Here is a 23,212-nt window from a genome sequence, read left to right as displayed (position 1 = left end):
CGCCTCATTCACCCGGGCAGGCTGAATGTCGGGAAAGTCATCGAGGCGATGCAGGACTGGTCGACGTCAACGCGGGGGTCGTTGAGAAACGCCGTCATGATCGACTGGGCGCAGCGAGACTTCGACAACACTGCGTGGCCCACCCCCGGAAACCGCAACGCCAACGAGTTGCTGAGGCTCGGCGTGACCTCCCGCAGCCACTGCGGTGCGGTGCCGGCGTCGAAGCTGCCCGACATGATGAGCACCGGAATTTTGCTGTGCACGGGAAGGCGGTCAGCGGTATCCGATCTGCCCAGACCCCAGGCTTCGCACTCGCGGAAGATCCAGCTGCCCGTCGGGGTGAGTCGCAAGACGGAGTCCGGCAGTCCGGGCATCGCCGCCCGTGCCTGGGTGAGGGCCTCATCCGGTGTGGTCCAGTTCGTCATTTCCTGGCAGTACGCGCCGAGTGCCAGTCCGGCACCGAGCAGCCCGCGTTGTCCGGGCAGCGGCACTGCGGCGAGGATCCCGGACGCGGCCAGGGTGCCGTCGCCGCGGGACAGCGCATAGATCAGGCGCGGAATGTCGACCACGTTGGCCGGGTCGGCGCTCCACTGCAGCAGCAGCGGTACCACCTTCGCTCCGTCGATGGTCACCTGCGCCGACTCCCCGGTGGCACGGGTGGTGTCGACCTTGAGCGGGGTTCGGCTCAACTTGTTGACGGTGTCGAGGAAGACCCCTGGCAGGTCGGGATAGGCTGCGGCGCAACGGGGTTGATCGGCGCACGCCCGGAAGATCGCGGCCAGCCCCGCGGCCGGCGCCTGCCACCAACGGTCGACGAGATTGATCGACGGTGGCACCACCGAATCCAAGACCATAGAGCGGATGCCCTCGGGATGCGCGCGCAGTAGCTGCTGTGCGAGATCCGTGCCGTAGGACACGCCGTAGACGTTCCACTGGTCGATGCCCAATTTCATCCGCAGGGCGGCGATATCGGCGGCGTTCTCCCTGCTGTTATAGGACGCGAGGTGGACGCCGGAGGGCGCCAACCGGTTGCGGCAGGCGGCCACCGAAGCCGCGTCCAGGTCCGCTGTGGCCGAGTCTTGCAGAACTAAATCGACTGCGCGGGCGGTGAATTCGTCCATCTCCGGGCAGCCCAGGTGCGGGTCGTCATGTAGCGTTCCACGCTGATTGACGAAGATGACGTCGCGGTCGGCGTTCATTCCGTCGGCGACGACGCCGGGCGCGCTCAACGTGCCGGCACCGCCGGGACCGCCGGCCAGAAAGACGATGGGGTCAGGCTTCGGCTTGTCGCTGACGGCCCTCACCCGGGCCACCAGGATTCGGATCGTGCGACTCTTCGGGTCGTCGCGATTCTCCGGAACCGTGAGGTATCCGCAACTGTAGTTCGCGTCCAGATCGGCTTCGGGTACGCCGGGGAAGTTCGGCGACGGACATGGCGCCGGGGCGTAGGAAGTACGGTCGGGTGCGCCCCGCGAGCACGCGGCGACCAGACCGGCGGTCGCTGCCGCAGTAAGCAGGCAGGCCATTGCCACGGACCAGCGTGGAGGAGCGAAACTGCCTGTGCGCAAGACGTTTACGTGGCCGGCGTAAACCTGATGGCTACCAACTTCAGCCGGTCGATCGCTTCGGCGAACTCCTCGCGCGTCGGTATGCGGTTGTCGCGGAATTTCAATCCCATCATCCGTTGCGCGCGCTTGACGCCGTAGGACTGGGCACAGCGTTGGTAGAGGTCCGACACCAGGTCCCGGTCGCGGAACAGTTCGCCGCGCATGGACCGGGTCTTGCCGGCGTAAGTGACATCGGCGGGCGCGCCGCCGCTGAAGTTGACTTTCCAACCGGCGTTGGCCAGCGCGTAGAGATCGTTGTCAATCACGTGGGCGCTCACCGGAATCGAGAACTGCCGCCCGGTCTTTCGTCCCTTGAAGTTCAATACCATCAGCTGCTTGCCCAACGGGCCCGCCAGTGGAGTCCCCAGCAGGAACCGCAAGAGCGGATTGACCGCGCGCAGGAGGGGTTCGGGTGGATGGCCGATGTCTACCGCAAACGACTGTTCTGTCATGCCAACACCGTAAGGCCAATCGCGTGATCGGCCCACACCCGTTTTGCGGGGCTAGGGGGTGATGGTGGTCTGCTCGTCGATTGTACTGGTGGCGTCCATCAACTTGTCCGCTTCGGATTCGACGGAGTCGGCGTCGAGCTCCAGTACATAGAGCCCGTTCGGACTGTTGATGACCACCGTTTTCTGCGCGGCCATGCGCCGCTTGCCGTTCTTGTCGTAGGAGCCGCCGAACTGCCACGCCTGGAATCCACCGAGCGTGGATTCCTTGCCGTTCGAAGTGCCGCCCTCGAATCCGGGCAGGGTCTTCAAGTCGTTCGGGGCGTACTCGAGGATCTTGGCCGGGTCGACGTTGCCTTCGAGCTTGGCGACGATGGCCGAGACGGTCGGCGGGTCATTAGGGTCGGCGGCCTGGTCGCACGCGATGCCGTAGTAGGGCGCGGCGGTTTCGGGGAGTCGATGCCAGCCCGCAGGCAGTGGAAGGTTGATGGTCGGGGAGCCTGGATCGCCGGGGTGAACGGAGGTTTCCTTGATGTTGTTCTGGCTGATGTATTCGGCGACGGTCATGGCGTGCGCGCCGGGAGTCGGACTGGTTGCCGTCGACGTCGCCGTCGCAGTAGATGTCGAGGTTGGCGTAGACGTTGATGTCGAAGTCTTGGATTCGGTCGTCCCCTCAGAGCCGCAAGCAACCACCGTCAATGCCAGCGCCACCGTCGCGCATGCCGTCGTCAAGTGCCTAGTCAATTCGATCTCCCGAGTGCGTCTCCCGAAGATCCCGCCATTCGCCGGGTCGCACTGAGACTAGCGGAGTCGGCACGAGAGACTTGTGCCGAATCGTGTCGAAAGTCCACGGAACAGGGCCGCATGCAGTAAGAGACAGCTATGCGGTCACGAAGGTCGTGGCGGATACTCGCCGCACTCCTCGTGGTGGTCGCATTCGTGCTGCCACTGATGGCGGGCGGGCCGACCGCCTACGACGGGCCGCCTTCGTTCGTCACCAACCCGGTAGACCACGTCGACACGCTCATCGGAACCGGGACCGGCGGATCGATCGTCGGAGAGATCAACAACTTTCCCGGCGCCTCGGTGCCGTTCGGGATGGTGCAGTACTCGCCCGACACCACCGACAACTACGCCGGCTACGACTACCAAAACGCCCAATCCACCGGCTTCAGCATGACCCACGCGTCGGTGGGCTGCCCCGCCTTCGGGGACATCTCGATGTTGCCGAGCACGACCGCGATCTCGACTGAACCCTGGCGCACCTGGGAGCGGATTGCCCATGACGACACCGAGGTGGGGGTGCCCGGCTATTACACCGTGCGGTTCCCGGAGACCGGTGTGACCGCGGAACTCACCGCGAGTACCCACATCGGCTTTGGCCGGTTCACCTATCCCAAGGATGGCCGTCCCGCACTGCTCCGGGTGCGTTCCGGCGCGTCGCTGGGGGGTAACTCTCGGTCGACCATCCAGATTGACCAGGACAACACCACGATCACCGGATGGGCGACCAGCGGCGACTTTTGCGGAACCGGCAGCGCCTACACCGTGTACTTCGCCATGACGTTCAACCAGCCGTTCACGTCCTACGGCGCGTGGGACGGACAGGCCGTATACCCCGGTGTACGGAGTGCCCATGCGCGATACAGCGGCGGGTATGTGGAATTCCCGTCCGGTTCGGCGCTGGAAGTGCGAACCGCCATCTCTTACGTCGGCATCGAAGGTGCCCGCGCCAATCTGGCCGCCGAGGGTGCAGCCGGCTTCGACGACGTTCGCGCGGCCGCCAACAACGAGTGGAATGCTGTGCTGTCGCGCATCGCCGTGGCCGGGCGGGATCCCGATCACGTAAAGACCTTCTACACCTGTCTGTACCGGTCGTTGTTGCACCCCAACACTTTTAACGACGTCGACGGACGCTACACCGGATTCGACGGCGCCATCCACACGGTGGCCAACGGCCGCACCCAATACGCCAATTTCTCCGACTGGGACACCTACCGGAGTCTGGCTGCCCTGCAGGGACTGCTGTTTCCAGAGCGGGCCAGCGACATGGCCCAATCGCTGGTGAACGATGCCGAGCAGAGCGGATCGCTGCCACGTTGGGCGCTTGCGAATTACGCGACCGGGATGATGACCGGGGATAGCGTGGTGCCGCTGATTGTGAACTTATATACATTCGGGGCCAATAACTTTGACCTCCAAACGGCGTTGCGCTACATGGTCGACGGCGCGACGCAAGGAGGCGTCGGGCTCAATGGCTACGTGGAACGGCCGGGCATCGCCACCTACCTGCAACTCGGTTACGCACCCCAGATTCACGACTTCTTCGCCAACGGTCGCATCGCGGGTGCATCGATCACCCTGGAGTGGTCGGTCGACGACTTCACGATCTCCCGATTCGCCGAGTCGCTCGGGGACACCGCGATTGCAGCCGAATTCCAGAAGCGGGCGCAGTACTGGCAGAACCTGTTCAACCCCAGCACCCGTTTCATCTCCCCACGCGGCCCGACCGGATTCTTCGCGGACGTCGACGGGTTCGAAGACATCCCGGGCGGGTTCGGCCAGGACGGATTCGACGAGGGCAATGCCGAGCAATACGTCTGGTGGGTGCCGCACAACGTCGCCGGTCTGGTGACCGCGCTCGGCGGCCGCAAGACGGTGGCCGAACGACTCGATCGCTTCACCAAGCACCTCAACGTCGGACCTGACGAACCCCATCTGTGGATCGGCAACGAGCCGGGCTTCGGGGTGCCGTGGCTGTACAACTACATCGGGCAGCCGTGGAAGACGCAACGAACGGTGGACCGCGTGCGTGGGTTGTTCGCCCCCACGCCCGACGGCGCCCCGGGCAACGATGACCTGGGCGCGCTGTCCAGTTGGTACGTGTGGGCCGCGTTGGGGCTGTACCCGAGCATTCCGGGTACCCCGATGCTTACCGTCAGCACACCGCTGTTCGATCGGGCCGTCATCACCCTCCCGACGGGCCGCTCCATCCAGATCTCCGCGCCCGGCGCTTCCGCGCCGAGTCGCATGCGGTACATCAGCGGCCTCGAGATCAACGGCCAACGCGCCGACAAGACGTACCTTCCGGAATCGATCATCCGCATCGGGGGCGAGATCAAATTCACGCTGTCGGGCTTTCCCGACAAGTCTTGGGCCACTGACAAATCCGCGGCTCCGCCGTCATTCGGTGCCGGCAGCTCCGCCGTGACAGCCAACATCACGCAACCCTTCGTCACGATCGCGCCGGGCGCCTCCGAGAGGGTGAAAGTCGACATCCAACGGATGATCGATGGCCCCGGCGACTACGCGATTACCGGCGGTTCGCCGATCCACGGGATCACCGTGGCCGCCACAACGGGGCGGTTCGCCGACGACGGATCCGCCGCGGCGGACGTCGCCGTCTCGGTGGCGCAGACAGTGCCCTCGGGGTACTACTGGACCGCACTGAACACCACGGTCGGCGAGAGCAGTAGGACGCTGTACGTCCTCGTTACGGTTGCCGCTTAACCGGCGGAAAAGGCGAGCACCCGGCGGAAAGGGCCGACACTCAGATCATGTCGTTGCGAGTGAGCCAGCGCATCACCGGCCACCCGATGAACACCGGCAGCCAGCAGGTGAGTACCCGATACAACAACACCGACGGCACGCCGATCGCTGTCGGCACACCGAACGCTGCGAGCCCACCGATCAGCGCCGCCTCGACGGCGCCGACCCCACCCGGGGTGGGGGCAGCAGACGCCAGGGTCCCGCCGACCATCGTCACGACGGTGACGGTGACGAAGTTCGTGCCGCCGCCGAATGCCTCGACACTCGCCCACAGCGCCAACGCCGCACCGAGGGTCGTCCCACCACTGCCGGCCACGATCAGCGCCAGTCGCCTTGGCTCGCGGGCGAGTTCGGTGAGATCGCCCCATACCTCCTTGAGCCTGGGCCGCACCGCCGTCGCCAGCCAGCGCCGCAGGTTCGGCACCAAAAGGAAGGTGCCGACAATGCCCAGTGCCACCCCGCCGATCAGATACAGCAGGGTGGCGCTCGGGACGAAGTGCGAGAGGTCCGCCGAGGTGCCCGCGGCGGCGCTGAAAATGATGAGCAGCAGGACGTGGACGATCACCTGAACCGACTGCTGTAGCGCCACCGCCGCCGTGGCCCGCAACGCGCTCAGACCTCCCTTCTGCAGGAAGCGGGTGCTCAGCGCCAGCCCTCCGACCCCGGCCGGGGTCGTCGTCGCCGCAAACGTGTTGGCCACCTGCATGATCGACAGCTTCCAAAAGCTGACCAGTCCATCGGCGCAGGCCCACAGGGCGCCGGCGGCACCGACGTAGGTCAACGCCGACACGGTCAGACCCAGCAGCGCCCACCACCAGTTCGCGGTTCGCAACTCGGAGAAGAACGTGGGGACGGTGCTGATGAAGGGATAGGCGACATACACCAGCGCGCCGATGAGTACCAGCTGGATGAACTGGCTGCGGCTGAACCGGGTTATGGTCTCGGTCTCGATCTCGTCGGCACCCGTTTGGTGCTTCACCTCCGCGCGGGCACTGGCGATGACGTCTTTAGGGTTGGGAACGGATTCCCGGATCCGTTTGGGCACGGCGGATTTGGTGAGTCGGCGGGAGGCCGTCAGGATGTCGTCCTTGCCGAATACCTCGATCGCGGCGGCCACCGCGGGCTCCGCGCCATACAAAGCCGTTGTGGTGACCAGCAATTGGGCGATGTCGGATTGCAGCTGAGCGTCCGTGGCCCCGTATTCGGCGGCGCCGAAGCCACCGAACAGCACGGTGCCGTCGCTCACGGTGATCTCGTGGGGACGCAGGTCTCCGTGTGAAATCTGGTTCTCGTTGAGGACTCGCAAGGATTTCCAGACGTTGCCAACCGGGGTATCGCTCGCCACCTCATCGAGAGGTGTGCCGCGCACGGGTTTGTGTGCGTACATCGTCCAGCCGCGGTCGAGGGCGGCGACCGCGATCGTCGAGGTGTTGGCCACACCAAGGTCACCGATGGCGATCGCCATCAACGCGCGGTGCTCGACCGCGCGCTGCATCGACGTCTGCAACGGCGCCGTCTCGGATCCCCGCAACCGCAGCTTCCGCCAGAGTTGGCGCAATGCGCCGCCACTTCGTTGGTGCGGGCCGTACATTTCAATCGCGGCCCTGGCGCCCGAGTCCGTCTCCTCGGCGGCCAACACCAGCGGACCCGGTCCGCCCGGGCGTACCACCACGAGTCGGGAAACCATGAATCCGCGTTTGCCCATCGCGCGGACTGCCCCGTCCAGCGGCACCTCGAGAGCGGGGGTGCCGACGACCAGCACCACGAAGGCGCCGACGAACCAACCCACTGACAGCCCCAACAACGAGCGGGCGGGAACAATCGCGCTGACCACCAGGTGGATCGGCACGAAGGCCAACAGGAGCGACCACCACCAGCGCCGCCACCGAGCCGGCAGCCACGGGCCCGATACGGTGAGCACCGCCGCAAGCATCGCGATCCACCGCGGGTCGTCGACGAACTGGGCCGGCACCGTGGTGAGCCGGTCTGACACGTCGAAGTGCCACCGGGGTGCCGCAATGCGGTTGCTGCTGATGGACAAGGGGAGAAAAGCCATGAACGCCGCCGCCGCGTATGCGGCGAGCAGGTTCCATTGGCGCCCGACGACAAGGCCGATCAGGATCATGAAGGGCAAGGCCAGAATCGCCAGGCCATAGATGAGGTAGACCAGGTCGGCCTGGGTCGGTGTGAGGACCCCGACGATCTCCGAAATGGACTTTTCCAGCGCTTCCCACCGCGGACGGGTGATGAGCGAACTGAAGATGACCACGACAAGAAAGGCGCCGGACAGCCCGAGCCGGATCAGATCGTTGGTCCGCCGCATCAACGGTTGCAGCAAGTCGCCGGACACCAGGATCTCGCGTCCGTCAACTCGCATGTCCAGTGATCCTTCGGATCGGGTCGGCATCGTGTGCATGCCGTGGGTGTTTTGCGGCCCGCAGACAACTTAACCGGATGCTTCGCCGCCGTCCGAATAGTTGGACCGAGCTTTGCTTCGCGTCGCCTGGGCGAATGCGACACGCCGTGTTGGTCTGACCACACGACCTCTGGCCTATCGGCGTCCATACTATTGCGCATGGCGCTGCAGCCGGTGATTCGCCGATCGGTGCCCGAAGAGGTTTTCGAGCAGATCGCTACCGATGTACTCAGTGGTGAATTGCGGCCCGGCGAGGCATTGCCCAGCGAGCGCAAACTGGCCGAGGTGTTCGGCGTTTCCCGGCCGGCGGTCCGTGAAGCGCTCAAACGGCTTTCGGCGGCCGGCCTGGTCGAGGTGCGTCACGGTGACGTGACCACCGTGCGCGATTTCCGCCGGCACGCCAGTCTGGATCTGCTGCCCCGGCTGCTGTTTCGCAACGGCGAGCTCGACGACACGGTTTTCCGCAGCATGCTCGAGGCTCGACTGCGCAACGGATCCAAGGTCGCCGAGTTGGCGGCCGAGCGCCGAGAACCCGAGTTGGTTGCACTGCTCGAAGATTCGTTGCACAAGCTGGAAACCGAAACCGATCCGGTCGAGTGGCAGCGTCACGCCCTTACGTTTTGGGAACACACGGTTGACGGCGCCGGATCGATCGTATTCCGCTTGATGTTCAACGCATTTCGTGCCGCGTTCGAGCCCGCAGTGACCCTTTTGGGTGCCGCGATGACCGGCGAGGATATGAGTCCCGACGGCTATCGCAAGGTGGCCGATGCGATCTGCTCGGGCGATCCCCGGCAAGCGAGGAAGGCCGCCGAAGACCTCCTTGAGGCTGCCAACACGAGGTTGCTGGCTGAACTCGACGAACCAGGGGATCGACCATGACGACCCAAACCGAGATCGCCACCTATCTGCGCAACCAAATTCAGCCCGCGATCGACGCGGTAGGCGGGTTCTACCGCACCTGCGTGCTGACCGGGAAGGCGTTGTTCCGACGGCCCTTCCAATGGCGCGAAACGATTGAGCAGGGCTGGTTCATCACGAGCGTCTCGCTGTTGCCAACGCTGGCCGTCGCGATACCGCTGACCGTGCTCATCATCTTCACGCTCAACATCCTGCTGGCCGAGTTCGGTGCGGCCGACATCTCCGGCGCCGGCGCCGCGCTGGGCGCGGTCACACAATTGGGTCCGCTGACCACCGTGCTGGTGATCGCCGGGGCCGGCGCGACAGCGATCTGTGCCGACCTGGGTGCCCGGACGATCCGCGAGGAGATCGATGCGATGGAGGTGCTCGGCATCGACCCGATCCATCGACTGGTGGTACCGCGCGTCGTCGCCGCGACCATCGTGGCCTCTTTGCTCAACGGCGCGGTGATCACCATCGGACTCGTCGGCGGCTTTCTGTTCGGTGTCTTCATCCAACACATTTCGGCCGGCGCCTACGTCAGCACGCTCACGCTGGTCACCGGCCTGCCGGAGGTGGTCATCTCGGTCGTCAAGTCGGCCACTTTCGGCATGATCGCCGGCCTGGTCGGCTGCTACCGGGGACTGACCACCAAGGGCGGACCCAAGGGGGTCGGAACCGCCGTCAACGAGACGCTGGTCTTGGCCGTCATTGCGCTGTTCGCGGTGAACGTGGTGTTGACAACTATCGGCGTCCGATTCGGGACGGGGCGCTAGCGTGGCCGGGACGGGGGCCGTCCTGCGGGCCCGCTACCCACGGACCATCGTGAACCTTGGCCGTTACGGCGGTGCTCCGGCCCGAAGGCTGGAGCGGATAGGCACTTTCGCGAAGTTCACCCGGATCAGCGTCCTAGAGATCTGGTGGGCGCTGTATCGGTACCGCAGAGAGACGTTGCGGCTTGTCGCCGAGATCGGCATGGGTACCGGCGCGATGGCCGTCATCGGCGGCACGGTCGCGATCATCGGGTTCGTGACGCTGTCCGGTAGCTCATTGATCGCCATCCAAGGGTTCGCGTCACTGGGCAACATCGGCGTCGAAGCCTTCACCGGATTCTTTGCCGCCCTGGCCAATACGCGTGTCGCCGCCCCCATCGTCTCCGGCGTCGCGCTGGCCGCGACGGTCGGTGCCGGCGCCACCGCCCAACTGGGCGCAATGCGGATCAGCGAGGAGATCGACGCGCTGGAAGTCATGGGCATCAAGTCGATCTCATTCCTGGTCTCCACCCGCATCATCGGTGGACTGGTGGTGATCGGCCCGCTCTATGCCCTCGCCCTCGACATGGCTTTCACCTCCGGTCAACTCGTCACCACGGTGCTGTACGGCCAGTCCAACGGCACCTACGAGCACTACTTCCGCACCTTTCTGCGCGCCGAAGACGTGGCGTGGTCGGTCATCGAGGTCGTGATCATCGCGGTGGTGGTGATGATCACCCACTGTTACTACGGGTACACCGCCAGCGGTGGTCCGGTCGGCGTCGGCCTGGCCGTGGGTCGCTCCATGCGGTTCTCCCTGGTTTCGGTGGTGGTGGTCGTGTTGTTGTCCGAGTTGGCGCTGTACGGCGTCGACCCGAACTTCAATCTCACGGTGTAACCGCGATGACGACGATCCTGACGCGTAAGTCCCGGCGGGTGTGGGTCTACGTCGAGGGCATCGTGCTGTTGCTGCTCAGCGCGCTGGTTCTGACCGTGGTGTACTTGCAGTTTCGCGGCGACCTGACGCCGACGACCGAACTGACCCTGGTGGCTCCGCGGGCGGGTCTGGTGATGGAGACGGGATCGAAGGTCACCTACAACGGGGTGGCCATCGGCAGGGTCGACAGCATTTCGGAAATGAACGACAACGGCAAGCCGGCGGCGAAGCTGTTGTTGCATGTGGATCCGAAATACATCAAGGACATCCCCGCCAACGTGTTGGCCAACATCGAGGCGGCCACCTTGTTCGGCAACAAGTATGTATCCCTGACCTCACCGGATCACCCTGACGCACGCCGGATTTCGTCGCAGGACACCATTGTGGTGGGGTCGGTGACCACCGAGTTCAACACGCTCTTCGAGACCGTAACCTCGCTGACCGAGAAGGTGGATCCGATCGAGTTGAACGCCACGCTGTCGGCGCTCGCGCAGTCGATGGACGGTCTGGGCGCCAAGTTCGGTGAGTCACTGGTCAACGGCAATCAGATTCTCGCCCAGCTGAATCCGCGAATTCCGCAAATAGGGTACGACGCGCGCAGGTTCGCCGACCTCGGTGACATCTACACCCGCGCATCGCCGGATCTGTGGGACTTCTTGGCCAACGCCGTGAATACGGCACGCACACTGACCAAACAACAACACGACCTGGACGCCGCATTGCTGGCGGCGGTGGGTGTGGGCAAGACGGGTGAGGACATCTTCGCCCGAGGCGGGCAGTACCTGGTTCGCGGGGCGGCCGACCTGGTACCCACGTCGGAATTGCTCGACGAGTACAGCCCCGAACTGTTCTGCCTGGTGCGCAACTTCCATGACGCCGCCCCGAAGGTCGGGAGCGCGGCTGGCGGAAACGGCTATTCGCTGTCAGCGGCCGGATCGATCGTCGGTGCGCCGAACCCATATGTGTTCCCGGACAACCTGCCGAGGGTAAACGCGCACGGTGGCCCCGGCGGGCGGCCGGGCTGCTGGCAGACGATCACCCGGGATTTGTGGCCGGCTCCGTATCTGGTCATGGATACCGGCGCCAGCCTCGCGCCGTACAACCACCTCGAGCTCGGCCAGCCGCTGGTCATCGACTACGTCTGGGGGCGCCAATTCGGGGAGAACACGATCAACCCATGAGAAGCACTGGTACAGCGATACGACTCGCCGCCGCGTGGTTGGTGTTGGCGGTATTCACCGTGGTGATCATCGTCGTGTTCGGCCAGGTGCGCTTCGACCGCACCACCGGGTATTCCGCGGTGTTCAGCCATGCCAGCGGGCTCCGGCCCGGACAGTTCGTCCGCGCCGCAGGGGTCGAGGTCGGCAAGGTCTCCAAAGTGACTCTGATCGACGACGACAAGCGTGTCTTGGTGGACTTCAAAGTGGAAAGCTCGCTGAGCCTCGATCAAGGTACGACCGCATCGATCCGGTACCTCAACCTGATCGGTGACCGCTACTTGGAGCTCAAGCACGGCGACAGCGGCCGACGCCTGCCGGCGGGTGGCACGATCCCGATCGAGCACACTCAACCCGCCTTGGATCTCGACGCACTGCTGGGGGGATTCCGGCCGCTCTTCAAGACGCTGGAACCGGACAAGGTCAATCGCATCGCCCAGTCGATCATCACCGTGTTCCAGGGCCAAGGGGCGACGATCAACGACATCCTCGACCAGACCGCGTCATTGACTTCGACTCTGGCCAGCCGCGACCGGGCCATCGGCGAGGTCATCGAGAACCTGAACACGGTGCTGGCCACCGCGGTCAAGCATGAGAAGGATTTCGACCGAACCGTCGACAAACTGGACGTGCTGATCACCGGCCTGAAGAACCGGGCCGATCCGCTGGCCGCGGCGGTGGCACACATCAGCGAGGCCGCGGGCACCCTGGCCGATCTGCTCGCCGAGGATCGCCCATTGCTGCACAGCACGTTTGACTACCTCGACGGCACCCTGCAGTCGGTGATTCGCGATCTGCCCACCCTCGACGATGTGTTGGAAAAACTGCCGGGCGCCTACCGGATCATCGGGCGTGCCGGCGGCACCTACGGCGACTTCTTCAATTTCTACATCTGTGACATTTCCCTGAAAGTCAACGGATTACAGCCGGGTGGCCCGGTGCGCACGATCAAGCTCTTCGGTCAGCCCACCGGGAGGTGCACGCCGCAGTGAGAACGCTCCAAGAGTTCAACCGGGGCCGCGTCGGGCTGATGGGTGTGTTGGTCACCCTGCTCGTGATCGCGGTGGGGCAAAGCTTCACCAGCGTGCCGATGCTGTATGCCACTCCCGTCTATTACGCGCAGTTCACCGACACGGGCGGGATCAGCCCCGGCGACAAGGTGGAAATCGCCGGAGTCAACGTCGGATTGGTGCGCTCGACCGAAATCCACGGCAAGACCGTGCTGGTCGGGTTCACCCTGCCGGGACGAACGATCGGATCGCAGAGTCGCGCGGCGATCCGCACCGAGACCATTCTGGGGCGCAAGAACATCGAGATCGAACCGCGCGGGTCAGAGCCATTGCGGCCCAACGACTTCCTGCCGCTGTCGCAAACCACGACGCCGTACCAGGTTTACGACGCATTCGTCGACGTCACCGATGCGGCAAAGGGTTGGGACATCGATGCCGTGAAGCGTTCACTGAAAATCTTGTCGGAGACCCTCGACCAGACCGCGCCGCACCTGAGCGCGGCCCTCGACGGAGTGCAGGCGTTCTCCGAGGCCATCGGCCATCGCGGTGACCAGATCAAGCAACTGCTCGCCAGCGCCAACAAAGTCGCGCGCGTGCTCGGGGACCGCAGCGAGCAAGTCAACGGCGTGCTGGTCAACGCCGAGACCCTGTTGGCGGCCTTCAAACAACGCAGCCAGGCGTTGAAGATCCTGCTGAGCAACGTGACCGAGGTGTCGAACCAGGTGTCGGCTCTCATCTCGGAAAACCCAAATCTGACTCAGCTTCTCAAGGACCTGAGCACGGTCAGCGACGAGCTGGTGAAACGCAAGAAGGAACTGGGCGAAGTGCTGGTGCTGCTCAGCAGATACACCGCATCGTTGACCGAAGCGGTTGCTTCCGGCCCGTACTTCAAGGCGATGGCGGTCAATCTGGCGCCGCACCAGATCATGCAGCCGTGGGTGGACGCGGCCTTCAAGAACCGAGGTATCGATCCCGAGAATTTCTGGCGCAGCGCCGGGCTGCCGGAATTCCGGTTCCCCGACCCCAATGGCACCCGGTTCCCCAACGGTGCACCGCCACCGCCGCCGGGGGTGTTGGAGGGTACACCGGATCATCCCTTGCCGGCTGTCCCGCCGGGATCGCCGTGTTCGTACACACCGGCCGCCGATGCCTTGCCGCGACCCGGAAACCCGTTGCCCTGTGCGATGGTTGACCAAGGCCCCTTCGGCCCGATCTTCGGCGCCTTCCCAGCGCCGCTTGATGTCCAGACGTCGCCGCCGAATCCCGATGGGCTACCGCCGTTGCCAGGTGTCCCGAGTGCGGGTCGGCGGGGCGAGGCACCACCCGATGCGCCGGGCACGCCGGTGCCGTTACCAGCCCACGCGCCCCCGGGGGCACGCACCGAACCGTTGGGTCCAGCTGCAGGGCCCGCGCCGGGACCACGGCCCGGTCCGGCGCCCGGCCAGGCACCGCCGGGACCCGGTCCGCAACTGCCGGCCCCGTTCATCACGCCGGATGGGACCGGAGGTAGCGGCCAATGAGCACCATCTTCGACATTCGCAGTCTCCGGCTGCCGAAAGTCTCCGCCAAGGTGATTGCCGTAGCGGCCCTGGTGCTGGTGCTGTCCATGACCGCACTGGTTGTGGGAGTCCAGCTTTACCGAAAGCTCGCCAACACATGGATTGTCGCGTATTTCTCGCAGACCCTTGCGCTCTACCCGGGTGACAAAGTGCAGATCATGGGGGTGCGGGTCGGCGCGGTCGACAAGATCGAGCCGGCGGGCGACCAGATGCGCGTCTCGATGCACTACAGCAGCAAGTACAAGGTGCCGGCCAATGCCACCGCGTCGATCCTCAACCCCAGCCTGGTGGCCTCGCGCACCGTCCAGCTGTCGCCGCCGTACGACGGCGGACCGGTGTTGAAAAACGGCGCGGAGATACCGATCGGCCGCACTCGGGTGCCCGTCGAGTGGGATGAGCTGCGGCAGTCCATCAACGACATTCTGCGGCAACTGGGTCCGACTCCGCAGCAGCCGAAGGGCCCGTTCGGCGACCTCATCGAAGCGGCGGGAGACAACCTGGACCGCAAGGGAAAACAGATCCACGACACGTTGAACAACTTGTCCGACGCGTTGACCGCACTGAACGAGGGCCGGGGGGACTTCTTCGCGATCACGCACAGCCTGGCTCAGTTCATCAACGCCCTCTACCAGAATGACCGGCAATTCGTGGCGCTGAACGACGACCTGGCCGAATTCACCGACTGGTTCACCCAATCCGACACCGATGTCGCCGAACTGATCAGTCGGGTCGACGGAGTGTTGGATACCGCGCGAAAGTTCGTGACTGACAACAGGTCCGCGCTGACCCGCAGTGTCAACAACGTAGCCGGTGCGACGACCGAGTTGCTGCAGCCTGAGCCTCGTGACGGCCTGGAAACCGCCCTGCACGTGCTTCCTACTTTTGCCGCCAACTTCAACAACATCTACTACCCGGTGCACAGCTCGCTGGTGGGCGTGTTCGAGTTCCCGAACTTCGCGAACCCGATCCAGTTCATCTGCAGTGCAATTCAGGCCGGCAGCCGACTCGGCTACCAGGATTCGGCCGAGCTGTGTGCGCAGTATCTAGCGCCGGTGCTGGATGCGATCAAGTTCAATTACCTGCCCTTTGGCGCAAACTTCTTCACTACGGCGGCAGCCTTGCCCAAAGAGGTGGCGTACTCCGAGGACCGACTGCGCCCGCCGCCCGGGTACAAAGACACAACGGTGCCGGGAATCTTCTCCCGAGACACACCGTTTTCGCACCGCAACTCCGAACCCGGGTGGGTGGTGGCACCAGGGATGCAGGGTGTGCAGGTTCAGCCGGCAACGGCGAGCATGCTCACCCCGGAGTCGCTGAACGAACTGATGGGCGGTCCCGACATCGCGCCGCCGCCGCCGGGCACCACTTTGCCCGGATCGCCGAATGCCTACGACGAGACGAATCCGCTGCCACCGCCGTGGTATCCGCAACCGGCACCGCCGCCCGGCCCCGCCGTACCTACGGGGGCAGGACGGTGAGCGCGGTGCTGCGAGGCGCGATGAGCCGGGGTCGTCGCGCATTGCTTGTCGTCCTTGTTTTTTCGTTGGTTCCGGTGATGCTGACGTCGTGCAACTGGCGTGGCATAGCCAACGTGCCGCTGCCCGTCGGCCGCGGCACGGGCTCGGACCGTATGACGATCTACGTCCAGATGCCCGACACGCTTGCCCTGAACGCCAACAGCCGCGTCAGGGTCGCCGACGTCTGGGTCGGCACGGTGCGCAACATCGCTCTGAAGAGCGATCCGAACCTGAAGAAGTGGATGGCGATCCTGACGTTGGACCTCGATCCGACGGTCAAACTTCCGGTGAACACCACCGCCAAGATCGGCCAGACGAGCCTGCTGGGCACGCAGCACGTCGAACTCGTCGTTCCGAAAGATCGCGCCCAGCAGGACTTGAAGAGCGGCGACACCATCACGTTGAAGAACTCGTCGGCCTATCCGACCGTCGAACGGACATTGGCCAGTGTGGCGGTGATCCTCAACGGAGGTGGCATCCCGAACCTCGAAGTGATACAACGGGAAATCCTCGCCGTGCTGGACGGCCATGTCGACCACATCCGTGAATTCCTCACGCGGCTGGACACTTTCGTCACGGAGCTCAACCGCCAAAGTGGCGGCATCACCCGTGCGATCGATTCGACCAACCAGCTGCTGGCCGCGATCGCCGACCGCAACGAGACCCTGGACAAAGTACTGACCGAAATCCCGCCGTTGATCGAGCATTTCGCCGATACGCGAACCTTGTTCGCCGACGCCACCGAATCTTTGGGACGGTTCAGCGACACCGCCAACCAAGCGCTGGCCCAATCCCGGGCGAACCTCTACCGGAACCTGGCGTCGCTGCAGCGGCCACTCAGGGAACTGGGCCGGGCCGCACCGTATGTGGTCGATGGCCTGCGATTGGGTCTGACGGCGCCGTTCAACATCGACGGTGTGGACAAGGTGATCCGGGGCGACTTCATCAACATCTCCGCGGCGTTCGACCTGACGCTGTCCACCATCGACAACACGGCGCTGAGCGGGACCGGATGGTCGGGGATGCTGCGTGCGCTCGAACAGGCGTGGGGACGGGATCCGGAAACGATGATCCCCGACGTGCGCTACACGCCGAATCCGAACAACGCCCCGGGCGGACCCCTGGTGGAGAGGGCGGAGTAAGCAATGCTGACCCGCCTGATCAAGACCCAACTGGTCATCTTCGTCGTGCTCGCGCTGACCGCGGTGGTCGTCTTGTGCTGGTACTTCCTGCGGGTGCCCAGCCTCGTCGGCATCGGTCGCTACACGCTGTACGTCGAACTGCGCCAGTCAGGCGGGTTGTATCGGACCGCCAACGTCACCTACCGGGGTGTCACGATCGGCACGGTCACCGATGTCGAGCCACATGATCGCGGGGTGCGCGCCACGTTGAGTGTCGACTCGGGTTACCAGATCCCGGTCGACGCCTCAGCCAATGTGCATTCGGTATCGGCAGTCGGCGAGCAGTACATCGACCTCGTGTCGACCCACAAGGGCGGTCCCTACCTTCGCGACGGGCAGACGATCACCAACAGCACCGTCCCCAGCCAGATCGGCCCCGCGCTGGACGCCGCCAACCGTGGCCTCGAAGTGCTGCCCAGGGACAAGGTCGGGATGCTGCTCAGCGAGACGTCGCAGGCGGTGGGCGGCCTTGGGCCCGCGCTCAGGCGCCTGTTCGACGCCACCCAGGCCATCGCCCGTGATTTCAAGGCCAACATGGACGACATCGACGCCCTCATCGTGCGTTCCGCGCCGATCGTCGACAGCCAGGTCAACTCCGGTGAGGACATCGCTCGGTGGGCCGCCAACCTCAAGGAGCTGTCCGCGCAGCTGGCCCAGCAGGATCCCGCGGTGCAACACATTCTGGCCAACGCGGCGCCGACCGCCGATGAGATCAACGGTGCGTTCGGCGACGTGCGGGAGGCGTTGCCGCAGACCCTGGCCAATCTCGAGGTCGTGCTGGACATGCTGAGGCGCTACCACAACGGCGTAGAGCAGGCGCTGGTGTTCCTGCCGCAGTCCGCTGCGATCGCCCAGTCGGTGACCTCGTCATTTCCTGGCCAGGCGTCTCTTGGCGTCGGCGCTCTGACGCTCAGTTACCCGCCGCCGTGTCTTACCGGCTTCATGGCGGCATCGGAATGGCGCGCACCGGCCGACACCAGCCCCGCGCCGCTACCGAGTGGCACCTACTGCAAGATTCCGATGGACGCACAGAATGTGGTTCGGGGGGCGCGCAATTATCCGTGCGTGGACGTACCCGGCAAGCGGGCGGCGACCCCACGGGAGTGCCGCAGCAACGAGCCCTACGTGCCGCTGGGTACCAACCCCTGGTACGGGGACCCGAATCAGATCCTCACCTGTCCCGCGCCGGCGGCGCGCTGTGACCAACCGGTAAAGCCGGGCCAGGTGATTCCGGCGCCATCGGTCAACAACGGTCTCAACCCCCTGCCCGCCGATCGCTTGCCGGGGACCCCGCCACCGGTCAGTGACCCGTTGCAGCGCCCTTGGTTCGGAACGGTCAATTGCAACGGGCAGCAACCAAATCCGTGTGTCTATACCCCGAGCCCGGGTCCGTCGGCGGTCTACGACGTGCAGAGCGGCGTAGTCGTCGGGCCTGACGGTGCGGTCTATTCCGTCCAGAATTCGGGTGACGTCGGCGACGACGGATGGAAGAAAATGCTGGGGCCAGCCGGCGGATAAGTCTGACTGAAAGTCAGCGGCTGTGCTCGCGCCAGTGCCGGTATCCACGGTGGGCGGCGAAGGCACCGATGACGGCGGTCACGCACCACACTCCTATGGCGACGAACGCCAACGGTGCGGACAAGTCCCCGATCGAAGCGCCCAACGCGGTATAGACGAACGCCCGCGGCGCCGACCCGATGAACGCACCGACGGCCATCTGCCACAACGGAACTCCGAATGCTCCGAACATATAGGAGGCGAGCGCGTCGGAGATGCCGGGGACGAACCGCTGCCCCACGACCGCCCAGAGTCCGCGACGTTCGATCAGGGCGTCGACCCGGTCGGCACGCTGCTGGCCCAGCAGGTTGCGCGCGCTTTTCCGGCCGGCCCGGCGGCCGGCGAGGCTGGCCGCCGTTGCCGAGCCCACCGTCGCGCCCAGCGTCACGAACGTGCCCAGGACGGGACCGAACAGCAGGCCGCTGCCCGCGGCCAGGAGCGGCCCCGGCACGAACAGTGCCCCGAGGATTGATGAGGCGATGACGTAGGTGACCGGCGCCATCGGACCCGTTGCCGCGATGAAGCGCCGCACCGCGTCGACGTCGATCACCCGGACGACGGCGACCAGGTAGAACAGCGTGAGGAGAAAGACGACGAACACCGCGAGTCGTGCGATGTCGCGCCGCCGTGACGGAGGAGGGGGTGGGATTTCGTCGACCATGCTGACCGCAATTCTTCCCGAGCCTCACGTAGGGTCGGCACTGGCATGCCGGCAGTTGGGAGGATGGGCGTGGCAAGGACCGATAACGACAGCTGGGAGATCACCGAGAGCGTGGGCGCGACGGCCCTGGGTGTGGCGGCCGCACGCGCAGCCGAAACGGAAAGCGACAACCCGCTGGTGCGCGACCCGTTCGCGCGGGTGTTCCTGAATGCAGTTGGCGACGGGGTGTGGAACTGGTTCGCCGCACCCAAACTGCCGGATGAGATCATCGCGGCCGAACCGCAATTGTCTGCCCAGATGCAGTCGATGCTGGGTTATATGGCCTCGCGCACGGTGTTTTTCGACACCTTCTTCATCGAAGCGGCGAAGGCCGGTGTCCGCCAACACATCATCCTTGCCGCCGGATTGGACTCTCGCGCCTGGCGGTTGCCGTGGCCCGACACCGCCACGGTGTATGAGCTCGATCAGCCCAAAGTGCTGGAATTCAAAACGTCCACACTGGCCGAGCATGGTGCCGAACCGACGTGTCACCGGGTCGGCGTCGCCGTAGACCTGCGCCAGGATTGGCCGACGGCTTTGCGGCAGGCCGGTTTTGACCCTGCGCAACCCAGCGCTTGGTCGGTCGAGGGTCTGCTGCCGTATTTGCCGGCGGCTGCCCAGGATTTGCTGTTCAACCGCATTGACGAGCTCAGCGTGGCGGGCAGCCGGGTGGCGGTGGAAGCCCATGGACCGGGCTGGATGGACCCGGACGTGCGTGCGCGCCGCCGCGAGCGGATGGAGCGGCTGCGTAACTTGATGGCCGATGTGGACCCGCAGCGCGAGATACCGAGAACCGACGAGCTGTGGTACTTCGAGGAGCGTGAAGATGTCGCCGACTGGCTGCGCCGGCACGGTTGGGACGTGAAAGCGACGCCCTCGCAAGAACTTATGGCCGGATACGGTCGCGGCATTCCGGACGGAATCGAAGACACCACACCGCGCACGGTGTTCGTGTACGGCGCGCGCTAGCGCGGCAGTAAGGTTCCACAACGTGACGGCGCCGACGCGGTGGTCCCTGGCCGACGGCCGTGACATGCTTTTTTTCACGTTGCCTGGGCACGTAGCGGCGCCGGTACCGGACCGTCGGCCACTGGCTGAGCGTGATCCAACCCCGTCGCAACTGCGGTATGACCGGACGACCGGGCAGTGGGTGATCATCGCCGCACAGCGCCAGGACCGCACCTACAAGCCGCCACCCGATCAATGCCCGCTGTGCCCGGGACCCACCGGGCTGACCAGCGAGATACCCGCTCCCGATTACGACGTCGTCGTCTTCGAGAACCGGTTCCCGAGCCTGGCCGGCGCCGGTACCGTCCCGACCCCGCCTGCTGAGGGGTTCGTGGCCGTGCCGGGGTACGGACGCTGCGAGGTGATCTGCTTTTCGGCGGACCACACCGGATCGTTCGCGGAGCTGGACCCCACGCACGCGCGGTTGGTGGTCGAGGCGTGGCGGCATCGCACGACCGACCTGCTGCGGCTGCCGGGGGTTGAGCAGGTGTTCTGCTTCGAGAACCGCGGCGAGGAGATCGGGGTGACGCTGGCGCACCCGCACGGGCAGATCTACGCCTACCCATATCTGACCCCGCGCACCGCAACCATGCTGAGCCAGGCCGATCAGTACCGAAAACAGCACGGCAGCAACCTTTTCGGTGACCTGCTCGCGGGCGAGGTCGCCGACGGCAGCCGCATCGTCGCGAGCAGCGAAAAATTCACCGCGTTCGTACCGTTTGCCGCCCGCTGGCCCGTGGAGGTGCACATCTACCCGAATCGACTGGTACACAACATCACTGAGCTAGACGCCAACGAACTGGACGAGTTCACCCTGATGTATCGCGACGTGTTGCAACGGTTTGACCGGCTGTATTCCTCGCCGCTGCCGTACCTGTCCGCGTTGCACCAATACAACGACACCGACGCCCAGCGGGAGGGCTATTTCCACGTCGAGCTGATGTCGATCCGACGCAGCGCCACGAAGTTGAAATACCTCGCGTCGTCGGAATCGGCGATGGACGCGTTCATCAGCGACGTCACCCCGGAAGCGGTGGCCGCGCGGCTGGGCGAGCTGGCGACATGAGCACCGTCCGCTACGCCGCGCCCGGGCGGGTGAACCTGATCGGTGAACATACCGACTACAACCTGGGTTTCGCGCTGCCGATCGGGTTGCCGCAGCGCACCGTCGTCACGTTCACGCCCGACGGCAGCGACGCGATCACCGTGAGTAGCGACCGTGCCGACGGTTCGGTGCGGATCGGGTTGGCCACCAGACCGGGCGATGTGACCGGTTGGGCAGCCTACGTGGCCGGGGTGATTTGGGCTTTGCGCGATGGCGGCCAGCGCGTGCCCGGTGGGACGATGTCGATTACCAGCGAAGTCGAGATCGGGTCCGGGCTGTCGTCCTCGGCGGCGCTGACCTGTGCGGTGCTGGGTGCCATGGAGACGGCTGGGGGATTCCAGCTGGACCGTGTTGAGGCGGCCCGGATGGCTCAGCGTGCCGAGAACGAGTATGTCGGTGCGCCAACGGGTTTGCTCGACCAGCTCTCCGCGCTGTTCGCAGAACCAAATACCGCGCTGTTGATCGACTTCCGTGACATCACGGTGCGGCCGGTGCCATTCGAACCGGACGCGGCCGGTGTCACGCTGCTGCTGATCGACTCCCGGGTGCGGCACAGTCATGCGGGCGGGGAGTACGCGGACCGGCGGGCATCGTGTGAGCGCGCGGCTGCGGCTATGGGTGTTTCGACGTTGCGTGACGTCCAGGATCGCGGGCCGGCGGCGCTGAGCGCAGTTACCGATCCGGTCGCTTTTCGCCGCGCCCGCCACGTGTTGACCGAGAACCAGCGAGTATTGGATTTCGCTGCCGCCCTGCAGGATTCGGACTATTCGACGGCCGGCGGGATGATGACCGCATCCCACCAGTCGATGCGGGATGACTTCGATATCACCGTTCCGCAGGTCGATCTGATTGCCGAGACCGCCGTGCGCGCCGGGGCGCTGGGCGCCCGGATGACCGGCGGTGGATTCGGCGGCGTGGTGATCGCGTTGGCACCTGTCGATCGGGTGGAAAGCATCTCGATGGCGGTGGGCGCGGCTTCGGCCGACGCAGGTTTCGACGAACCGACGATCCGCCAGACCCACGCGGCCGCCGGCGCGACGGCATTGTGAGCCAACGCGAACAACTTGCGGTCCTGCTTCGGTACCGACCCGAGTGTGCATGATGCCCAGTGTTCAGTGCATTACGCCTGAAAAGCGGCGAAGGCACTGGTGTTGGCGTCTACGCGGCCGTAAATTGCGGTGGTAGGCAACGGGTGCGTCAATAACGGCGTTTCGAAGCCACGTCAGCACCCGGATCGTCGCTGGTTCTGGGTGCGAGTGGAGCTATAGGGCGACGCCGGACGACACCCGCGGAGATCGGGAGGTCGCGCGTGTCGTTTGTCAGTGTGGTTCCGCAATGGCTGACCGCGGCGTCCGCGGATTTGGCGTCGCTCGCGTCCGCGGTGGGTGCGGCTAACGTGGCCGCGGCGGCCTCGACGACGGAGATTACGGCCGCCGCCTCCGATGAGGTGTCAGCGGGGATCGCGGCGCTGTTCAGCCGCCATGCTGCGCAGTATCAAGCCTTGAGCATCCAGGCCACGCAGTTCCACGAGCAGTTCGTGGCGACCCTCGCCGGCGGCGCGGGGGCCTACGTGGCCGCCGAGACCACCAATGCTCAGCAGGCCGTGTTGGGGGCGATCAATGCGCCGTGGCAGGCGTGGTTGGGGCGCCCGCTGCTCGGTAATGGCGCGGATGCGACCACACCCGGTGGCGCCGGTGGTGCCGGAGGACTGTTGTGGGGCAACGGCGGCGCCGGTGCGGCGGGGCCCC

General features: G+C 65.2%; 19 protein-coding genes. 14 read left to right on the top strand and 5 right to left on the bottom strand.

Going from position 1 to position 23,212, the window contains the following annotated elements; translation table 11 throughout:
- Positions 1–8: 8 nt before the first annotated feature.
- Genes BST27_RS23785 through lpqN form a run of 3 tightly spaced genes read right to left on the bottom strand, consistent with a single transcriptional unit; the run spans position 9 to position 2,800 of the window.
- Positions 9–1,526, bottom strand: a complete 1,518-nt coding sequence (locus tag BST27_RS23785) for an alpha/beta hydrolase (protein ID WP_069421497.1) — start codon at positions 1,524–1,526, stop codon at positions 9–11.
- 47 nt (positions 1,527–1,573) lie between these two features.
- Positions 1,574–2,059, bottom strand: coding sequence for a hypothetical protein (locus BST27_RS23780; RefSeq protein WP_069421496.1), 486 nt, complete (start codon positions 2,057–2,059; stop codon positions 1,574–1,576).
- A 51-nt stretch (positions 2,060–2,110) separates the two neighbouring features.
- Positions 2,111–2,800 carry an envelope biogenesis lipoprotein LpqN gene (lpqN, locus tag BST27_RS23775; protein ID WP_069421495.1) on the bottom strand — a complete coding sequence of 230 codons (690 nt, stop codon included), beginning with the start codon at positions 2,798–2,800 and terminating at the stop codon, positions 2,111–2,113.
- A gap of 138 nt (positions 2,801–2,938) precedes the next feature.
- Between lpqN and BST27_RS23770 the strand changes: the two genes are divergently transcribed.
- Positions 2,939–5,566: a GH92 family glycosyl hydrolase gene (locus BST27_RS23770; RefSeq protein WP_069421494.1), complete on the top strand. Its 2,628-nt coding sequence runs from the start codon at positions 2,939–2,941 to the stop codon at positions 5,564–5,566.
- A gap of 40 nt (positions 5,567–5,606) precedes the next feature.
- On the opposite strand, the gene BST27_RS23765 is transcribed toward BST27_RS23770, so the two are convergent.
- Positions 5,607–7,982: a lysylphosphatidylglycerol synthase transmembrane domain-containing protein gene (locus tag BST27_RS23765; protein ID WP_069421505.1), complete on the bottom strand. Its 2,376-nt coding sequence runs from the start codon at positions 7,980–7,982 to the stop codon at positions 5,607–5,609.
- A 198-nt stretch (positions 7,983–8,180) separates the two neighbouring features.
- Between BST27_RS23765 and BST27_RS23760 the strand changes: the two genes are divergently transcribed.
- Genes BST27_RS23760 through BST27_RS23720 form a run of 9 tightly spaced genes read left to right on the top strand, consistent with a single transcriptional unit; the run spans position 8,181 to position 18,612 of the window.
- Complete coding sequence (locus tag BST27_RS23760; protein WP_069421493.1) at positions 8,181–8,903, top strand: FadR/GntR family transcriptional regulator; 723 nt, start codon at positions 8,181–8,183, stop codon at positions 8,901–8,903.
- A complete protein-coding gene (locus BST27_RS23755; protein ID WP_069421492.1) occupies positions 8,900–9,697 on the top strand; it encodes an MlaE family ABC transporter permease in 798 nt (265 codons plus the stop codon). The genes BST27_RS23760 and BST27_RS23755 overlap by 4 nt, the downstream gene beginning before the upstream one ends.
- Before the next feature lies 1 nt (position 9,698).
- Positions 9,699–10,571, top strand: coding sequence for an ABC transporter permease (locus BST27_RS23750; protein ID WP_069421491.1), 873 nt, complete (start codon positions 9,699–9,701; stop codon positions 10,569–10,571).
- 5 nt (positions 10,572–10,576) lie between these two features.
- On the top strand, positions 10,577–11,791 hold the full coding sequence (locus BST27_RS23745) for an MCE family protein (protein WP_069421490.1): 1,215 nt from the start codon (positions 10,577–10,579) through the stop codon (positions 11,789–11,791).
- Positions 11,788–12,819 (top strand): MCE family protein, encoded by a 1,032-nt coding sequence (locus tag BST27_RS23740; protein WP_069421489.1) that lies wholly within the window; start codon positions 11,788–11,790, stop codon positions 12,817–12,819. Before BST27_RS23745 ends, BST27_RS23740 begins: the two co-directional genes overlap by 4 nt.
- Positions 12,816–14,357: a virulence factor Mce family protein gene (locus BST27_RS23735; protein ID WP_069421504.1), complete on the top strand. Its 1,542-nt coding sequence runs from the start codon at positions 12,816–12,818 to the stop codon at positions 14,355–14,357. Before BST27_RS23740 ends, BST27_RS23735 begins: the two co-directional genes overlap by 4 nt.
- Entirely contained in the window at positions 14,354–15,874 is a 1,521-nt protein-coding gene (locus tag BST27_RS23730; RefSeq protein ID WP_069421488.1) for a virulence factor Mce family protein, read from the top strand. The genes BST27_RS23735 and BST27_RS23730 overlap by 4 nt, the downstream gene beginning before the upstream one ends.
- A gap of 20 nt (positions 15,875–15,894) precedes the next feature.
- Complete coding sequence (locus BST27_RS23725; RefSeq protein ID WP_069421503.1) at positions 15,895–17,055, top strand: virulence factor Mce family protein; 1,161 nt, start codon at positions 15,895–15,897, stop codon at positions 17,053–17,055.
- A gap of 3 nt (positions 17,056–17,058) precedes the next feature.
- Positions 17,059–18,612, top strand: a complete 1,554-nt coding sequence (locus tag BST27_RS23720; RefSeq protein ID WP_069421487.1) for a virulence factor Mce family protein — start codon at positions 17,059–17,061, stop codon at positions 18,610–18,612.
- A gap of 13 nt (positions 18,613–18,625) precedes the next feature.
- Here BST27_RS23720 and BST27_RS23715 read toward each other — a convergent pair whose 3' ends face one another.
- The gene (locus BST27_RS23715) at positions 18,626–19,312 is read right to left on the bottom strand and encodes a TVP38/TMEM64 family protein (RefSeq protein ID WP_069421486.1); all 687 of its coding nucleotides are present in this window, start codon (positions 19,310–19,312) and stop codon (positions 18,626–18,628) included.
- Positions 19,313–19,381: 69 nt separating this feature from the next.
- Between BST27_RS23715 and BST27_RS23710 the strand changes: the two genes are divergently transcribed.
- The 4 genes from BST27_RS23710 to BST27_RS23695 all read left to right on the top strand — a co-directional run.
- Entirely contained in the window at positions 19,382–20,320 is a 939-nt protein-coding gene (locus BST27_RS23710; protein ID WP_069421502.1) for a class I SAM-dependent methyltransferase, read from the top strand.
- 22 nt (positions 20,321–20,342) lie between these two features.
- Positions 20,343–21,425: a galactose-1-phosphate uridylyltransferase gene (gene galT, locus BST27_RS23705; protein WP_069421485.1), complete on the top strand. Its 1,083-nt coding sequence runs from the start codon at positions 20,343–20,345 to the stop codon at positions 21,423–21,425.
- Positions 21,422–22,513: a galactokinase gene (locus tag BST27_RS23700; RefSeq protein WP_069421484.1), complete on the top strand. Its 1,092-nt coding sequence runs from the start codon at positions 21,422–21,424 to the stop codon at positions 22,511–22,513. Before galT ends, BST27_RS23700 begins: the two co-directional genes overlap by 4 nt.
- A 260-nt stretch (positions 22,514–22,773) precedes the next feature.
- The coding region (locus BST27_RS23695) for a PE family protein (RefSeq protein WP_139805328.1) at positions 22,774–23,212 on the top strand (439 nt) is incomplete at its 3' end.

Origin of the sequence: Mycobacterium intermedium (genome assembly GCF_002086275.1) — a bacterium.
GTDB classification, from domain to species: domain Bacteria; phylum Actinomycetota; class Actinomycetes; order Mycobacteriales; family Mycobacteriaceae; genus Mycobacterium; species Mycobacterium intermedium.
This window is presented reverse-complemented; position numbering and strand designations above follow the sequence as displayed.

What these genes read in the sequence shown, in the direction of transcription:
- BST27_RS23785 (WP_069421497.1), bottom strand. Translation starts at nt 1,526, where the DNA reads ATGGCCTGCCTGCTTACTGCGGCAGCGACCGCCGGTCTGGTCGCCGCG.
- BST27_RS23780 (WP_069421496.1), bottom strand. Translation starts at nt 2,059, where the DNA reads ATGACAGAACAGTCGTTTGCGGTAGACATCGGCCATCCACCCGAACCC.
- BST27_RS23770 (WP_069421494.1), top strand. Translation starts at nt 2,939, where the DNA reads ATGCGGTCACGAAGGTCGTGGCGGATACTCGCCGCACTCCTCGTGGTG.
- BST27_RS23765 (WP_069421505.1), bottom strand. Translation starts at nt 7,982, where the DNA reads ATGCGAGTTGACGGACGCGAGATCCTGGTGTCCGGCGACTTGCTGCAA.
- BST27_RS23760 (WP_069421493.1), top strand. Translation starts at nt 8,181, where the DNA reads ATGGCGCTGCAGCCGGTGATTCGCCGATCGGTGCCCGAAGAGGTTTTC.
- BST27_RS23755 (WP_069421492.1), top strand. Translation starts at nt 8,900, where the DNA reads ATGACGACCCAAACCGAGATCGCCACCTATCTGCGCAACCAAATTCAG.
- BST27_RS23745 (WP_069421490.1), top strand. Translation starts at nt 10,577, where the DNA reads ATGACGACGATCCTGACGCGTAAGTCCCGGCGGGTGTGGGTCTACGTC.
- BST27_RS23740 (WP_069421489.1), top strand. Translation starts at nt 11,788, where the DNA reads ATGAGAAGCACTGGTACAGCGATACGACTCGCCGCCGCGTGGTTGGTG.
- BST27_RS23730 (WP_069421488.1), top strand. Translation starts at nt 14,354, where the DNA reads ATGAGCACCATCTTCGACATTCGCAGTCTCCGGCTGCCGAAAGTCTCC.
- BST27_RS23725 (WP_069421503.1), top strand. Translation starts at nt 15,895, where the DNA reads ATGAGCCGGGGTCGTCGCGCATTGCTTGTCGTCCTTGTTTTTTCGTTG.
- BST27_RS23720 (WP_069421487.1), top strand. Translation starts at nt 17,059, where the DNA reads ATGCTGACCCGCCTGATCAAGACCCAACTGGTCATCTTCGTCGTGCTC.
- BST27_RS23715 (WP_069421486.1), bottom strand. Translation starts at nt 19,312, where the DNA reads ATGGTCGACGAAATCCCACCCCCTCCTCCGTCACGGCGGCGCGACATC.
- BST27_RS23700 (WP_069421484.1), top strand. Translation starts at nt 21,422, where the DNA reads ATGAGCACCGTCCGCTACGCCGCGCCCGGGCGGGTGAACCTGATCGGT.